11 protein-coding genes and 1 riboswitch are annotated in these 15664 nt (G+C 67.5%); of the genes, 4 read left to right on the top strand and 7 right to left on the bottom strand.

Going from position 1 to position 15664, the window contains the following annotated elements:
* Positions 1-48: 48 nt before the first annotated feature.
* Both ppc and CXG43_RS02920 read right to left on the bottom strand, forming a co-directional pair.
* Positions 49-2760: a phosphoenolpyruvate carboxylase gene (ppc, locus tag CXG43_RS02925; RefSeq protein ID WP_101098591.1), complete on the bottom strand. Its 2712-nt coding sequence runs from the start codon at positions 2758-2760 to the stop codon at positions 49-51.
* A 174-nt stretch (positions 2761-2934) separates the two neighbouring features.
* Entirely contained in the window at positions 2935-5430 is a 2496-nt protein-coding gene (locus CXG43_RS02920; RefSeq protein WP_101098590.1) for a prolyl oligopeptidase family serine peptidase, read from the bottom strand.
* A gap of 108 nt (positions 5431-5538) precedes the next feature.
* Positions 5539-5613: riboswitch (S-adenosyl-L-homocysteine riboswitch) on the top strand.
* 35 nt (positions 5614-5648) lie between these two features.
* Here CXG43_RS02920 and ahcY point away from each other — a divergent pair.
* Both ahcY and ybaK read left to right on the top strand, forming a co-directional pair.
* Positions 5649-7094 carry an adenosylhomocysteinase gene (gene ahcY / locus CXG43_RS02915; RefSeq protein WP_101098589.1) on the top strand — a complete coding sequence of 482 codons (1446 nt, stop codon included), beginning with the start codon at positions 5649-5651 and terminating at the stop codon, positions 7092-7094.
* A 156-nt stretch (positions 7095-7250) separates the two neighbouring features.
* Positions 7251-7718, top strand: coding sequence for a Cys-tRNA(Pro) deacylase (ybaK, locus tag CXG43_RS02910; protein ID WP_101098588.1), 468 nt, complete (start codon positions 7251-7253; stop codon positions 7716-7718).
* Positions 7719-7847: 129 nt separating this feature from the next.
* Here the strand turns inward: ybaK and CXG43_RS02905 are convergent, their stop codons facing one another.
* From CXG43_RS02905 to CXG43_RS02885, 5 genes are all read right to left on the bottom strand, one after another.
* Positions 7848-8405 carry a DUF3228 family protein gene (locus tag CXG43_RS02905; protein ID WP_101098587.1) on the bottom strand — a complete coding sequence of 186 codons (558 nt, stop codon included), beginning with the start codon at positions 8403-8405 and terminating at the stop codon, positions 7848-7850.
* A 73-nt stretch (positions 8406-8478) separates the two neighbouring features.
* Entirely contained in the window at positions 8479-10641 is a 2163-nt protein-coding gene (locus CXG43_RS02900) for a hypothetical protein (protein ID WP_157825196.1), read from the bottom strand.
* A gap of 551 nt (positions 10642-11192) precedes the next feature.
* On the bottom strand, positions 11193-11924 hold the full coding sequence (locus CXG43_RS02895; protein WP_101098585.1) for a LytTR family DNA-binding domain-containing protein: 732 nt from the start codon (positions 11922-11924) through the stop codon (positions 11193-11195).
* A complete protein-coding gene (locus CXG43_RS02890; RefSeq protein WP_101098608.1) occupies positions 11921-12961 on the bottom strand; it encodes a histidine kinase in 1041 nt (346 codons plus the stop codon). Before CXG43_RS02890 ends, CXG43_RS02895 begins: the two co-directional genes overlap by 4 nt.
* A gap of 57 nt (positions 12962-13018) precedes the next feature.
* A complete protein-coding gene (locus CXG43_RS02885) occupies positions 13019-13903 on the bottom strand; it encodes an alpha/beta hydrolase (protein WP_232767561.1) in 885 nt (294 codons plus the stop codon).
* A gap of 220 nt (positions 13904-14123) precedes the next feature.
* Here CXG43_RS02885 and metF point away from each other — a divergent pair, with 220 nt between their 5' ends.
* Entirely contained in the window at positions 14124-14951 is an 828-nt protein-coding gene (gene metF, locus CXG43_RS02880) for a methylenetetrahydrofolate reductase [NAD(P)H] (protein WP_101098607.1), read from the top strand.
* 46 nt (positions 14952-14997) lie between these two features.
* On the top strand, positions 14998-15573 hold the full coding sequence (locus tag CXG43_RS02875) for a DUF4124 domain-containing protein (RefSeq protein ID WP_101098583.1): 576 nt from the start codon (positions 14998-15000) through the stop codon (positions 15571-15573).
* Positions 15574-15664: the final 91 nt, after the last annotated feature.

Raw genomic sequence — 15664 nt, 5'->3', positions numbered from 1 at the left:
CCATTGGACACTCGTCACCCACCGACAGGGGCGTTCCCGGCAGCGTGCTCAGCCGGTGTTCTGCACGCCCTGCGATACCCCATTGACGCAGGCCACCAGCGCGCGCAGCAGGTCCTCGTCTTCACCGCCGCTGGCGCGCCAGCGCTGCAGCAGGTCCACCTGCAGCACGCTGATCGGGTCCACGTAGGGGTTGCGCAGTCGGATCGACAGCGCCAGCCGCTGGTCGTGTTCCAGCAACGACTGCTGGCCGGTCAGCGCCAGCACCCAGCGCTCGGTCAGCGCCCATTCGTCCTGCACCTTCGGGAAGAAGCTGCCGTGCAGCTCACCGGACAGCCGCGAGAACTGTTCGGCGATGGTGATGTCACCTTTCGACAACACCATCGCGATGTCATCCAGGAACGTCCGGAAGAACGGCCAGTCCCGCGCCATCTGCCGCAGGGTGTCCTCATGTCCGGCATCCACCGCAGCCTGCAGGCCGCTGCCCACGCCATACCAGCCCGGGATCACCGCACGCGCCTGGCTCCAGGCGAACACCCAGGGAATCGCGCGCAGGTTGGTCAGCGCCGCATCCTGGCCCAGCCGGCGCGAGGGGCGTGAGCCCAGCGTCATCCGCTCGATCACATCGATCGGCGTGGCAGTGCGGAAGTAGTCCATGAAGCGCGGCTGGCCGACGAACGCACGGTAGGCCTGGCTGCTCGCTTCGGCCACCACGTCCATCACCGGCCGCCATGCCTCCTCGCGCGGCTCAGGCGCGCGCGGACGCAGGCTGGAACGCAGCACCGCGCCGGTGGCCTGTTCCAGCGAGCGCACCGCCAGCGCGCGGATGCCGTACTTGCGGTGGATCACTTCGCCCTGCTCGGTGACCCGCAGGCGACCGTCGATGCTGCCACGCGGCGATGCATCCACGGCGTGGGTGGTCTTGCCACCGCCACGGCTGATCGACCCACCACGGCCATGGAAGAAGGTCAGCGCGATACCGCTTTCAGCGGCCACCTCCAGCAGTTCCACCTGGGCCCGCTGCAGTCCCCAGCGCGAGGCGGCGATGCCGCCGTCCTTGCTGCTGTCCGAGTACCCCAGCATCACCATCTGCACGTCGTTGCGCGCGTGCAGGTGCGCGCGGTACACCGGGTCGGCCAGCAGGTCGCGCAGGGTTGCGGTGCCGTGCTTCAGGTCGTCGACGGTTTCAAACAACGGCGCGATATCCAGCGGCACGCCGCCGGCTTCATCCACCAGTCCGCCACGCCGCGCCAATGCCAGCACCGCCAGCACGTCGCCGCGGTCATGTGCCATTGAAATGATGTAGCTGCCCAGCGCATCGGCGCCGTGCCGGCGGCGCGCATCGGCCAGCGCGGCGAACACCGCATCCAGCCGCTGGTTGCCTTCCTCGTCCGCCTGCGGCAGTGCCTGTTCGCCGCTGGCGTAGGGCCCCAGCAAGGCCGCGCGTGCCTTCGCATCGCGGGCATCCCATGCGGCCTCGCCATCCAGCGCGGTGGCCAGCGCGCGCGCATGCACGCTCGATTCCTGGCGCACGTCCAGCCGCGCCAGGTGGAAGCCGAAGGTCTTCACCCGCCACAGCAGGCGCTGCACCGCAAAGCCACCGGCGTGTTCGCCGCGGTTGGCGCGCAGGCTGTCGAAGATCAGCTGCAGGTCGTCGATCAGTTCATCCGGTCCGGCATACGCACCCGGCCCATCGTCCAGCGTAGCCTGCAGCCGCGCGCGCATGCGGTCGTTCAACAGCCGGTACGGCATGTCGCCGTGGCGCGGGCGCGACTGCACGTCCGGCAGCCGCTGCTGGTAGTCCGCCAGCCGCGCCTGCAGCGCATCGCTGACGCCTACCCGTTCGGTGGATTGGCTGAGCAGGCTGGCCAGCTGCAGCAGTTCCTTCTGGTACTGCGCCAGCACCGCACGGCGCTGTGCATCCAGCGTGTTGCGGATGGTGCCGGCGTCCACATTCGGGTTGCCGTCCATGTCCCCGCCCACCCACGTGCCGAAGCGCAGCAGCCGCGGCAGGGGCAGGCCTTCGCCGAAGGTATCCACCAGCGCCTGCTGCAGCGATTCGTACAGCACCGGGATCACCCGGTACAGCACCTGCACCAGGTAGAAGCCGACGTGCTCACGCTCATCATCCACGGTGGGACGCACCGGCGAGGAATCAGTGGTCTGCCAGGAGGCGGTGAGCGCCATGCGGAAACGCGCATCGTCGGCGGCCGCTTCGCCGGGCGTGCGCTGGCCATCCAGGTTGTCGACCAGGCTGGCCACCATCAGCTGCTCTTTTTCCAGCAGCGCGCGGCGTACCGCCTCGGTGGGATGGGCGGTGAACACCGGCTCGAGGTCGATGCGCGGCAACCAGTCCTGCAGTTCCTGCAGGGTCACGCCCTGGGCCTTGAGCTGCTGCAAGGCATCCTGCAGGCCATCCGGCTGCGGGGTGCGCGTGCCCGCGCGCTGGTAGTCGCGGCGGCGGCGGATGCGGTGCACGCGCTCGGCGATGTTGACCACCTGGAAGTAAGTGCTGAACGCGCGCACCATCGCTTCGGCCTGCTGCGGCGAGCGGCCGGCCAGCCCATCGGCCAGGTCGGACAGGGGCGATTGGTTCTCACGCCGTGCGATGGCGCGGGTGCGCACGCTTTCCACGTCGTCGAAGAAGGCCTCCGATACCTGCTCGACCAGCAGGTCGCCGACCAGTGCGCCGAGGCGGCGCACGTCGTCACGCAGGGGAATATCGGGGTTGGCGAACATGATGCTGCTGCGGAACTCGTTCATCGGCGACGCACGAACCTCAAGCAAGGATCCCTCGCCAAGCCTAGCGCAGTTCAATTGAATACCGACGGTTGGTTTCAGTAGTGACCGCCACGCCCGGTAGTGACGGCCGCTGGCCCTCACGCCCCTGCATCGGCGGGTGACGACCGTTGGGCGTCACGCCGTTGCCGTTCGGCGCTACCGGCCGATGCGTTCGCCCTTGCCGATGGTCTGCTCCAGCCAGCGTTCGCTCTCGGCCAGCATCGTCATGATCGATTCGCGTGCGCGGTAGGCGTGCGATTCGTTGGGCAGCATCACCAGCCGCGACGTCCCGCCCAGGCCTTTCACTGCTGCGAACATGCGCTCGCTCTGCATCGGGAAGGTACCGGAATTGTTGTCGTCCACGCCATGGATGAACAGGATCGGATCCTTGATGTTGGCTGCGTAGTTGAACGGCGACATCTTCAGATAGGTGTCCTGCGCCTGCCAGTAGTTGCGCTCTTCGGCCTGGAAACCAAACGGCGTCAGCGTGCGGTTGTAAGCGCCGCTGCGCGCGATGCCGGCCTTGAACAGGCGGCTGTGCGCCAGCAGGTTGGCGGTCATGAACGCCCCGTAGGAGTGCCCGCCGATGGCGATGTGGTCGCGATCGGTGACGCCACGGCGCACCACTTCATCCACCGCTGCCTGTGCGTTGGACACCAGCTGTTCCAGATAGGTGTCGTTGGGCTCCTTGTCGCCCTCGCCGATGATCGGCATGGTCGGGCTGGCCAGCACGGCGTAGCCCTTGGCCAGGAACGCCTGCGGGCCCCAGTAGCTGACCGCATTGAACAGGTACGGCGAGCCGGTGACCTGGCTGGCCGCCGCCGCGCTCTTGTACTCGCCCGGGTAGGCCCACATCAGCAGCGGGCGCGGTCCATCGCGCTTGGGGTCATAGCCCGGCGGCAGCAGCAGGGTCGCGGTCAGGTCCACGCCGTCCTTGCGCTTGTAACGGATCTGCTCCTTGCTGACGCCACGCAGCTGCGGCAGCGGATGGGCAAACGTGGTGAGCGCGCGCGGTGCCGCCGCCGCATCGCCCAGCGGCTGCACGAAGTAGTTCGCCGGCTGCTCCGGGCTTTCGCGGGTGAACAGCAGCGAGGATGCATCCGTACCCAGCAGCGCGATCGGCACCGAATAGGTGGGCGCCTGCGAATGGAACAGGCGGGTGGTCTTGCCGGTCGCCAGCTCGTAGCGGTCCAGGAACGGACGGTCGCCTTCCGGCGATGCACCGGCACCGTAGAAGTAGATGCTGTTGCCGTCGGCACTGGTCTGCAGCAGTGCGCGACCGTTGTCGTCGCGCAGCGTTCCCGGCTTGCCCGGATCGCTGTAACGGTCCTGCGCATCGCGGTCGAACAGCAGCTTCGGATCGGTCGCCGCCTCATCCGGGGCAATCAACCAGGTCTTGGTGCGGCGGGTCTTCCACCACGACTCGTTGAGCAGGGCCAGGTCGCCGCGTGCCCAGGTGATGCCGGCATAGCGGCTGCCAAGCTGGGCCAGGGTCACCGGCGGCTTGTCGAACGGTGCGGCCTGCATCAGCACCGCATCGCGGATGCTGGCCTGCCGGTTCGGGTCTCCGCCGTCCTGGGCTTCGGCCCACACCAGGGTGGCCGGTGCATCGGCACGCCAGCTGATGTCACGCACGCCGGTCACTTCGGCATCGTTGCCGGTCGGCAGGCCTTCCACCAGCGGCCGCATGGCCACGGTGTGCACCAGCTTGCCGGCGCGGTCGAGCACTTCGATGCGGCGCGGGAAACTGCTCACCGGCACCACGTACGAATACGGCCGCTGCACGCGCTGGCTGAGCAGGTAGCCACCGTCCGGTGACAGGCTCAGGCCGAGGTACACGCCGGCCGTGCCGACCGCGCGAGACTGGCCGTCCAGGCCGATTTCGGTGGGCTGGCTGTTGGCGTAGTAATCGAACAGGCGCGCGTCAGCCTCGTTCTTCAGCAGGTCCTGGTAGGTGCGGATGGACACCACGCCACTGCCCTCACTGGTCTGCTGGACGGCCGGGCCGGTTGGCGCCACGTCGCGCGACGGCGGGCTGCCGGCATCGCCAAGGCGGCTCATCACCAGCAGGCCGCGGCTGTCGGGCAACCACTGGTAGCCATCGCCGAGCACGGTGTTGAGCTCACCGCGCAGCCGCCGTGCGCTGGCGCTGGCGACGTCCACCAGCCACAACTCGTTGGCACCGCTGGCCGGATCCACCTGGTTGAAGGCCAGCCATTTCTGGTCCGGCGACCAGGCCAGGCTGGCCACCGACAGCGCCGGCGGCAGGCCGGTGATCTGCCGTTCCCTGCCATCGGCGATGCCCATCAGCCACAGCTTGGCACCGTAGCTGAAACGGCTGTCGGAGAACGTGCGCGGGTTGATCCGGCGGCCGGCCAGCTTCAGCTCCGGCTGCGCGACCACCTCGATGGACGGCAACGGCGGCATCTGCAGCATGGCGGCCAGATCGCGCTGCGGGGACAGGAACAGGCCCGGCGCACGTGGCTGGTCCACCACCGCCTGCAGCGCGGCCGAAGGCAGCTCATAGCCCGTGGCGCCGGTGGCGGCCGCAGCGGTCGGCGCGGCGGCCCACACGGCCGGCGTCATCGCCAGCAGGGACATCGCCAGCACCACTCCGTTCCAACGCCCCGTGCGGCGCGCGCGCTTGCTCATGACCATCCTTTTGATGCGTGTGAATACCCGACCTTAACAGCCGCCGCGCTGTTCACCCCCTGCCGATGGTTGGGCCCCCCCCGGGCCGCGATATAATGGCCGCCTTCCCCTGCCGAGGGGCGCTGCGACCGGACAACCCGGCCAGGCTCGGAGGGTGGCAATGTAAAACGGCGCCCGGCTAGATACGAGCACCCGCTCGTCCACAACCGGAGCAATGAATGAACGCTGTTGCCAAGACCTTCTCCACCGAAGGTGATTACAAGATCGCCGATATCTCGCTGGCCGACTGGGGCCGCAAGGAACTGGACATCGCCGAGCACGAGATGCCGGGCCTGATGTCGATCCGCCGCAAGCACCAGGCCGACCTGCCGCTGAAGGGCGTGCGCGTGACCGGCTCGCTGCACATGACGATCCAGACCGCGGTGCTGATCGAAACGCTGAAGGACATCGGTGCCGACGTGCGCTGGGCCTCGTGCAACATCTTCTCCACCCAGGATCATGCCGCCGCGGCGATCGCCGCCTCCGGTACGCCGGTGTTCGCCTGGAAGGGCGAGACGCTGGAAGAATACTGGGACTGCACGCTGGACGCGCTGACCTTCACCCTGGCCGACGGCACCCTGACCGGTCCGGAGCTGGTGGTCGACGATGGCGGCGATGTCACCCTGCTGATCCACAAGGGCTACGAGCTGGAAAACGGCAGCACCTGGGTCGACGAGCCGGCTGCTTCGCATGAAGAGCAGGTCATCAAGAACCTGCTCAAGCGCGTGGCCAGCGAGCGCCCGGGTTACTGGGGCCGCGTGGTCAAGGACTGGAAGGGCGTTTCCGAAGAGACCACCACCGGCGTGCACCGCCTGTACCAGCTGGCCCAGGCCGGCACACTGCTGATCCCGGCGATCAACGTCAACGACTCGGTCACCAAGAGCAAGTTCGACAACCTGTACGGCTGCCGCGAGTCGCTGGCCGATGGCCTGAAGCGCGCGATGGACGTGATGCTGGCCGGCAAGGTCGCCGTGGTCTGTGGCTACGGTGACGTCGGCAAGGGCTGCGCCGCATCGCTGCGTGCCTACGGCGCGCGCGTGGTGGTCACCGAGATCGATCCGATCTGCGCCCTGCAGGCGGCGATGGAAGGCTTCGAGGTCAACACCATCGAATCCACCCTTGGCCGTGGCGACATCTACGTCACCACCACCGGCAACAAGGACATCATCCGCATCGAACACCTGAGCAAGATGAAGGACCAGGCCATCGTCTGCAACATCGGCCACTTCGACAACGAGATCCAGGTCGATGCGCTCAACGCGTTGGCCGGCGTGCAGAAGATCAACATCAAGCCGCAGGTCGACAAGTACGTGTTCGACAACGGCAATGCGATCTTCCTGCTGGCCGACGGCCGCCTGGTGAACCTGGGCTGCGCCACCGGCCACCCGAGCTTCGTGATGTCCAACTCGTTCGCCAACCAGACCCTGGCGCAGATCGACCTGTGGGCGAACAAGGACAGCTACGAGAAGAAGGTCTACCTGCTGCCGAAGAAGCTGGACGAGGAAGTCGCTCGCCTGCACCTGGAAAAGATCGGCGTCAAGCTGACCACCCTGAGCCAGGAACAGGCCGATTACATCGGCGTGCCGGTGGAAGGTCCGTTCAAGCCGGAGCATTACCGCTACTGATCCGCAGGTAACATCGCAGATCGTCTGGACGGGCGCCTTCGGGCGCCCGTTCTTGTTTGATGCCCGGTGGTACCGGGTGCTGGCCGGCAATCCCGGTTTGCCGAGTCCATGGCCCGGGTCAAGCCACGCCGTTCAACAGCGCGCTACGATGCCGGCATGACTCCGGCCATCAACCTGCTCCAACGCGAGAAAATCGCCCACACCGTGCGCAGCTACGTGCACGACGCGCAGGCCGATTCCTACGGCGGCGAAGCCGTGCAGAAGCTCGGACTGAAGGCGGAACAGGTGTTCAAGACCCTGCTCGCAAGCACCGAAAGCCATGAGCTGCTGGTGGCCATCGTGCCGGTGGCCGGGCAGTTGGACCTGAAGGCGCTGGCCGATGCAGCAGGCTGCCGCAGATGCGCGATGGCGCCGGTGGATGCGGCGCAGCGCGCGACCGGCTATCTGGTCGGTGGCATCAGCCCGTTGGGGCAGAAGAAGCGGCTGCGTACGTTCATTGATGCCAGCGCGCAGGCACTGCCGACGCTGCATGTCAGTGCTGGACGGCGTGGCCTGGAAGTGGAGCTGGCACCGGTCGAGCTGGCGCGGCTGACCGGTGCGGTGTTCGCCCCGATCCGGCGCTGATTCTGCCCTGGCGGTAGCGCCGAGCCATGCTCGGCGGACTCTCGCGCCGTCCATGGATCGCCGCAGAAGTGCCGCGTGGTGCGCTCGCCGAGCATGGCTCGGCGCTACAAATCCCCACGGCGCGACCGATCACCCGCGCCAGTTGGCGTTGGCTTCCCAGAACGCCACCGCGCGCGCGTAGGCTTCGCGGTCCAGGGGCACGCCGGAGCCGCCCTCCTCCACGCCCAGCGCGTTGCGCATCATGGTGATCGGTGCCATCGGCACTTCTTCGGGTTCGGCGGTGTAGATGCAGCCGACGATGCCCCAATCGGCGGTGATGTGCGTCCCCTCCTTCGCCAGCTGCTCGGCGCTGTACAGGATCACCACCAGGTAGTCCGCCACCGGGGATTCCACCCCTTCGAACCAGCGCACCAGCACCGGCAGTTCGTCGCGGTTGCGCGCTTCGTAGCCGCTGCGCAGCTGGTGCTGGTTGGCCACGGTGATCGGTACGGTCAAGCAGCGCGTGCTGGTCCAGTTCTCGTACACATGCAGCTTGCAGAACGGCGCATAGCCATCCAGCACCTTGAACGGTGCGTGCGTGTTGAGGTGCTGCACGAACTGTTCGGCCGAACAATCCTGGATGGTGTTGGCGCGCGGGGTACGCGGAAACAGGCGGGGGCGAGCGAATTCGGTCAGTACGATGGACATGGCGGCATCAGGGCGGTCAACCCCGCCAGACTAGCTGGGCGCGCGATGCAGCGATAGTCGCAATCGGGAAACGTCAGGCCCCTTCCACGAAGCCATCCTTTTCGAACAGGCGTCGGATATCGGCTCCCGTGTAGTCGCGGCCGGCGTGCAACCTGATGCGGGCAGCGAATCGGCGCTCGTTGCCTGCACCCAGCCACCTGTAGCGTGGATCACCCCAGCGGTCAACGCACCGCAATTGCAGCGATCCCGCCCGCCCATCGTGGTCGGTGTACTGCGCCCTGCCTGCATCGAGTACATACGTCGATGCCGGCAGAGGGCCGGAAGATGCCATCAGCGCCGCGGGCGCGGCAGCCTGATCGCCCTGCACGTACAGTCGTCCATCACCGTAGGACGCTGCCGACGCCTCCTGCGGCATCGACAGAAGGCCGTTTTCCTGTAATGCCTGGACCACCTCATCAGCGGTGTAGCGCCGGCCCGACTGCAGGCCGTGCAAGGCAGCGAACGTGCACACATCGAGCGTATCGCAGCGCAGCGCGCGCGCCTCGCCCGCCGACGCGCCGCCGATGTAGTACAGCGCTCCGCTGAGCCCGTTGGCATCGGCGAACAGGATCCTGTCCTCCAATGCCAGGAAGCTTCCCAGATACAGCGTGAAGGGCCGAGCGTAGCCGACAGCCTCCATCACGACCGGGGAGAACGGGTCCAATGCCCGGTTCAACGGCAGGGGGTGATCCGCGTGGAGTGACCTCGTCTCGTTGATATCGACGAACAGATTGCGCGCCCGCGGGGCCATGTCGCCCTTCAGCACGTGATCGGCCGAATCGGTGCAGCGCAGGCCGGTCAGCTTCTCGATGCTGGCCACGAGCACATCGAGGGTATCGCCGACGATGCCTGCCCCATGCACCTTGTCGGCAATACTCAACTGGCCTGCCGCGTTCACCTCTACTTCCAGGAACCCTGCGTTGACGCCACTGTTTCCGGAGTGCTCGCGGTGCAGGAAGTAGGCAAGATACAACCGATCATGGCCATCGACTCCGGCGTGCTGCATCACCGTGAAGCTGTTGCGCGGCATGAACTGCGGGTTCCATCCCCGCGCCTCGGGTCGCAGCCGGTCATCCAGCAGCGACACCGTCAGCAGGGAGAAGATGCGCTCATCGCCCAGCCACCGCCACGGGGAGGGGGTATCGAGCAGCATGTCGTCCGCGCCGCCATGGCGGCGTACGCTCAGTGGACGCAGGGTGTGCGGCACATGCTCGTGTACGAGCTCGCTCACCATCCAGCGCCGCATGCCGCGGGGAGTGGCCCTGGATCCACCGAACAGGCCCTTGAACCAGGCCGTGTCGCTGGAAGGAATGCAGAACCGCATCAGGGTCGGGCGATAGCGCTGCTGCCTGACCAGCAGCAGGGCGACACGCTCATCGTCCACCTGCAGGCATTCCACCGTACCAACGGGCACGGCCAGCGCCTCGCTTGCGAAGGATGGATCATCCGCCCGCGGGCGCGGCCCGACGCCGTGCCCGGACCCGGCCCGCTGCTGCATTGATCCAACCGCTGCTACGCCGCGAGGGGCTGCCCCCGCATGTGGCTGCACTGCTGGATCAAGCCGGATTCCGGCGGGGCCGCCGCCGGCCTGATCAGGGTAGACCGGACTCATGAGCAATTCCTTGGGCCCGTCTGCGTAGCCGGCCATCGCGTTGGGCGCATTGCTGTGCATGCGTTCGCGGTGGCTGCTTTCGCCCTGCCGCCTGCCAGTGCCGCGCAGGCTTCCGCTCGTCATCGGCCGACGCTGCAGCGGACTGCGGCGTTCCCCACCGCCGGTCATCGCCCGCGTGCCGAGGTGCCCGGCATGCGGCCGCGGGTGTGGGTGCGGGTGGCTGGCACCATCGCCTCCTCTGGGCGATGCCGATGCCCCCGCGAACAACCAGGCACCTGCTCCCGTTGACGGCGCGCCCAGGCTGGCGGCATACGAGGCAACGTCGCCGAACGGACCCGCGCCCCGGCGCTGGAGTGCCGTGCGCAGCGCCGCGGGACCGCTTGCCTGCGTGCGGTTGCCGATGCCTGGTCGTCGATGGCTTGAGCCGGAAAGGCGCAGCCGGTCCATCGCCGCGTCCGCTTGCAGCACGCTTCGAAGGCCCTCATACGCCGCCCGCAGCCTGCCCAGCGTAGTGGCTGCAGACCAGGGCGGTGCCGGCAGATGGCTGCTCTCCGGCGTTGCATGCAGTTCATGCAGCAGCGCCACGGCGGCCAACAGCGCCAGCGTCGGATCATTGTCCAACCCGAGCATCACCCATTGCGGCAACAGCCCTTGCAGTGTTGCCCGTGCCCAGGCCAGCACCTGTGGCGGCGCGAGTGCCGCCCATGGCAGCTGCGCGGACGCTGCGGCGAATTCACCACGATGCACGGCACACAGCGCAAGGACGATGCGGCTTGCCGCATACACGTGCGTCAGCTCCGGCCACGTCCGTGCGCCAGCCTGCACAGCACGGCGCAGCAGGATGTCACCGCCCCAGCTGACCAGCTCGCGGCAGACCGCTGAAGAGGGCAACCGCGGGCGTTCCTGCGGCGGTGCGCGGTTGCACACTTGGCGCAGCTGCAGGGAACCGGCAGCGGGTAACAACGACCGCAGCGTGTCCATGACGTTGATGGATCCGGAAGTACCACAGCGCGCCGAGGGACAAAGGGGCATGGGGAACCTTCACTTGCGGGTCGCACGACGTTACCCGCGGCATGCAGTGGCGCGCTTGCAGATAATGGCCGCCTGCGTTCATCGCACCACCGCGCAGCTCCCACTCAAAGCGCCATCCGCTCGCGCAGTTCGCGGGCCTGCCTGCGTGATACCTCGGCGCGCCCCCCGTCGGCCAGGATCAGCTGGTAGCCGTCGGCGATGGTCGGCTCCACTGCCCGCACCATCCGCAGGTTGACCAGCGTGTTGCGGTTGGCCCGGAAGAACAGCGCCGCAGGCAGCCGCGCCTCCAGCGCGCTCAGGCTGCGCGCCAGCAGGGCGTTCTGGTCGCGGAACCACAGGCGCGCGTAGTTGCCGTCCACCACGATGCGGCTGATCTCGGCCACTGCCACGAACCAGCAGCGTTCACCATCGCGCAGGAACACCTGGTCCTGCGGGCCGAGCAGCGCACGTTCGCCCGTCCCGGCCTCGTCGGATGCGCGCCGCTCCAGCGCGCGTTGCAGTGCCTGCTGCAGGCGCGGCGCTTCCACCGGTTTGACCAGATAATCCAGTGCGTTGGCCTGGAAGGCCTGTACCGCGTAGGCATCGTAGGCGGTGACGAACACCACCAGCGGCACCCCTTCCAGCCCATCGAGTACATCGAAGCCGCTGCCGGAAGGCATCTGCACATCCAGCAGTACCACCTCTGGACGCAGGCGGGCGATGGCCTCGCGCGCGGCCGGTACGTCATCGGCCTCGCCGACACAGCTCACCCACGGCAACCCAGACAACAAAGTGCGCAGTTCCTGCCGTGCCAGACGCGCGTCATCCACAATCAATACCCGCAACGGCGCGGTCATTGCGGCACCTCCAGCACGGCCCGCATGCGGTCCCCTTCGCGCCGCAGTTCAAAGCGGCCGCTGGTGCCTTCCAGTTGGGCGCGCAGGTAGGCAAGGCCAACGCCATGGCCGGCGGTATCGGCGGCGACGCCCAGCGGATTCTCCACGTTGATATGCAGCGCGCCGTCCTGCTGCCGTGCGGCGATGTGCAGTTCGCCACCGGAGGGGGTCACCGCGATGCCATGCTTGATCGCATTTTCCACCAGCAATTGCAGCGCCATGGCCGGCAACAGCGCGCCGCCGTCCGCGCTTATGTCCTTGACCACGCGCAGACGCTGTTCGTAATGAACCGCTTCGATGGCGAGATAGTCATCGACCACGGCCAGCTCCTCATCCAGTGTCACCCGGCCGGCGCCGCCATGTTCCAGCGCGTGGCGCAGGTTGCGCGACAATCGGGTCACCATTTCCCGTGCGCGTTCCGGGTCTTCGTGGATCAACGCGCGCAGGTTGTTCAGGGCGTTGAAAACGAAATGCGGATTGAGTCGCGCACGCAGGGCATCACGCGCCAGTGCGCTGCGCGCGGCTTCGGCGCGCAACTGCGCCAGCTGGGCCAGGCGTGCACGCCGCAAGCTGTGCAGCCCGGCCCATATACCCGTCCACAAGGCCAGCACGATGACTGTGTTGAGCCAGTATCCGAGCGCCGTTGCGAAGCTGTAATCGGCGGTGCCCGTGGGCAGTCGCACCCATCCGTTGCGCAGTGAAGCCAGCAGCACGGCGGCAATCACCGCCTGCGCGAGCAGCGCGCCGAACACAACGCTGGCAGCCAGCTTGGACAGCAGCAACGGCGCGGGATCGTCCCACCAGTGCGCAGTGAGCGCACGCCAGCGGAGCACGCTGCTGATCGCCCACAGCGCCCCTGCCAACGTCACCCCTATCAGCATGCCGCCACTGCTGGCGCCGCCAAACTGGGCCATCAGGAACACGTTGAGCAGCGCGTAGGCGGCCCAGGCGGTGGTATTGAGCAACCAGAAGCGCAGCGGGGAATTCGGTTCGTGCATGGGCTTGCCTGGGCGGGTCATGCGTGGCGGGCTGACGCCACGCATCAAGGCGCCTTGTCAGTCCGTGGTCTTCAGGACGCTGCGGATCTGCCCGTACAGCCACTGCGGATCATCCCACATCAGGAAGTGGAAACCTTCCGCGCTCATCTCGATACGCACACCCGGCAGGTTGGCGTACTGTGCCGCGAAGATGCCACGAGTGGACGCTTCAGTGGCCCCCATCGGCCGATACGCCGCCCAGCTACCCAGCACCAGGGCCGGCGAGCGGATGCCTGCCACCGCATCGCGCAGGTCGTTCACCAGCATCGAATGCATCGCCGCCGCCGTGGTGGCACGGTCGCTTTCGCGGGCCCAGCGCACCAGCACCGGCATGTGGCCCTGATCATGCAGCATGCCCTTCAATGCCGCCTCGGCCTGGGCTTGGTAAGCGGCCGGTTCGGCCGTCAACATGCCCGCCCGCATCTGGTCGGCCATCGGCTTGGCGCCTGCTGCGGTGGTCTGCGGATTCTGGATGGCCGCATAGAACGGCAGCGAATCGACGATGACCAGCGGCCCCATCGCGTCGGGCGCGGCGATCGCCATCTGCAACGCCAGCACGCCTCCAAGGCTGTGGCCGATGACGGCCGGCTGCTGCAGTTTCTGCGCTTTGGCGTAAGCCAGCAGTTCGTCACGCATGGCCGGCAGGAAATCCTCCGGGAGCGGGTCGGCCGCGGCTGCACCTGCAAAACCGGGCAGCTGCACCAGGTGGCACTGCACCTGCGGCTGCAAGGCCGCGCAGGTCGCGCGCCAGACTTCTGCGCCACTGTTGAGGCCGGGAATCATCAGCACCGGGCGGCCGCTGCCCACCACTTCCACCTGCAGGTGGCCGGGCTTTCCGATAGTGGCCGCCTGGCTGGTGCCGATGCAGGCCAGCAGGGCCAGCAGTCCGTTCATGGCCAGCATGACGCGTCCGGCTCGGTTCCGCGAGAGAGAGCGCTTCATCTGTCGAACTCCAGTCGTTGCAGGGAAGCACAGCGTGCCGTGGCAAGGCGCCGCGCGGCATAAAGAATGACCAACGGTCAACGGCGCACGGCAAGCGGCCGACAAGCAGGACGGCCGAACGACTTGCATATCTATCGCGATGAAGAGATATACTGACGCCAAGCCCGCCGCCGCCATCGCCATGACCTCTCTCAGTTTCGAGTTCTACCCACCCAAGACCGATGAGCAGCGCAGCCAGCTGGACCGTACCGCCGCCAAGCTGCGCAGCTTCAGGCCCGAGTACGTCTCATGCACGTTCGGTGCCGGCGGCTCCACGCTCAGCTATACCTCCGAAACGGTGCGCCACCTCAAGCAGCACCATCGATTCGAGGCTGCCCCGCATCTTTCCTGCGTCGGCGGCAGCCGCCAGGAAATCCGCGAGCTGCTCAAGCTGTACCGCGCCATCGGCTGCAGCCGCATCGTCGCCCTGCGCGGCGACCTGCCTTCGGGCATGGGCCACCCCGGTGACCTGCGCTACGCCGCCGAGCTGATCGATTTCATCCGAGCCGAGCACGGCAACGCGTTCCGCATCGAGGTCGGCGCGTATCCGGAAACCCACCCGCAGGCCAGCGACGCGCTGGCCGATCTGAAGCATTTCAAGGCCAAGGTGGATGCCGGGGCCGATGCAGCGATCACCCAGTATTTCTACAACGCCGATGCGTACTTCCACTTCGTCGATGCGGTACGCGCGCTCGGTGTCAGCGTGCCGATCGTGCCGGGCATCATGCCGATCTCCAACTTCAGCCAGCTGCGTCGTTTTTCCGAGCAGTGCGGCGCGGAAATCCCGCGCTGGATCGGGCGCAAGATGCAGGCCTATGGCGATGACAGCGAATCGATCCGTGCCTTCGGCGCCGAGGTAGTGGCGCAGTTGTGCCAGCGACTGGTGGAGGGTGGCGCACCCGGCCTGCATTTCTACACGTTGAACCTGGCCAAGCCGACGACGTCGGTGCTGAAACTGCTGCACGGCTGACGCGTTTTCATCGCGTGGGCGGGCGCCGGGCGCTACCCTGCAGGCAATGAGAACCCTTGCCTGCCTGCCGTTGCTCCTGCTGCTGTCCGCCCTGCCCGCGCCGGCCCATGCGCAGCAGGCGCAGCGCCTGAACCGCTGCACCGATGCCGGCGGACAAAGTGTCTACACCGATCGCCCCTGCGAAAGCCTGGGTGCCCGTTCGCGGCTGCCGGAACCCACCGCCGCGGCGGCCGGCAACCGCCAGGAGCGCAATACGCTCGGGGCCAGCTGTCCACGCAGGCTGAGTGAACTGGTGGGCGCGCTGCGTGGCGCGATGGCGGCGAACGACGTCAACCGTCTTTCCACGCTGTACCTGTGGGGGTCGGTATCCGACGCCGGTGCGCAGCGCATCCTGGGCCAGCTGGAGTCCATCGCGCGGCGCCCGCTGGTGGATATCGTGCCGGTGTATCCGCAGACGCAGGAACCGCTGCTGCCCGCGGCGGAAGGCGTGGCCGAGCCCGCGGAAGATCGCCCCAATCCGATCGCACTGCGGTTGGAGCAGGTGTTGCCGGGCACCGCCACGCCGGCGCGCAGCGTGTTGGGGCTGCGCCGGCAATATGGGTGCTTCTGGATCACGCTGTAACCGCTGGGTCGCCGCGCTCGGCGGCGTTCCGTTCCGGGTTCGCGACGCCGCCGGACGCAGGCCGCGCTGCGCGCTCGCTGTAGCGCCGAGC

The organism is Stenotrophomonas sp. Bg11-02, from assembly GCF_002836635.1.
GTDB lineage: Bacteria > Pseudomonadota > Gammaproteobacteria > Xanthomonadales > Xanthomonadaceae > Stenotrophomonas > Stenotrophomonas lacuserhaii.
The sequence above is the reverse complement of the archived record's forward strand: the minus strand, read 5'-3'. Positions and strand labels throughout refer to the sequence as shown.

Bases quoted from the DNA above. Each gene is read 5' to 3' on its own strand.
- metF (WP_101098607.1), top strand. From the start codon at position 14,124: ATGACCTCTCTCAGTTTCGAGTTCTACCCACCCAAGACCGATGAGCAG.
- CXG43_RS02875 (WP_101098583.1), top strand. From the start codon at position 14,998: ATGAGAACCCTTGCCTGCCTGCCGTTGCTCCTGCTGCTGTCCGCCCTG.
- CXG43_RS02905 (WP_101098587.1), bottom strand. From the start codon at position 8,405: ATGTCCATCGTACTGACCGAATTCGCTCGCCCCCGCCTGTTTCCGCGT.
- ahcY (WP_101098589.1), top strand. From the start codon at position 5,649: ATGAACGCTGTTGCCAAGACCTTCTCCACCGAAGGTGATTACAAGATC.
- CXG43_RS02895 (WP_101098585.1), bottom strand. From the start codon at position 11,924: ATGACCGCGCCGTTGCGGGTATTGATTGTGGATGACGCGCGTCTGGCA.
- CXG43_RS02890 (WP_101098608.1), bottom strand. From the start codon at position 12,961: ATGCACGAACCGAATTCCCCGCTGCGCTTCTGGTTGCTCAATACCACC.
- CXG43_RS02920 (WP_101098590.1), bottom strand. From the start codon at position 5,430: ATGAGCAAGCGCGCGCGCCGCACGGGGCGTTGGAACGGAGTGGTGCTG.
- ppc (WP_101098591.1), bottom strand. From the start codon at position 2,760: ATGAACGAGTTCCGCAGCAGCATCATGTTCGCCAACCCCGATATTCCC.
- ybaK (WP_101098588.1), top strand. From the start codon at position 7,251: ATGACTCCGGCCATCAACCTGCTCCAACGCGAGAAAATCGCCCACACC.
- CXG43_RS02885 (WP_232767561.1), bottom strand. From the start codon at position 13,903: ATGCTGGCCATGAACGGACTGCTGGCCCTGCTGGCCTGCATCGGCACC.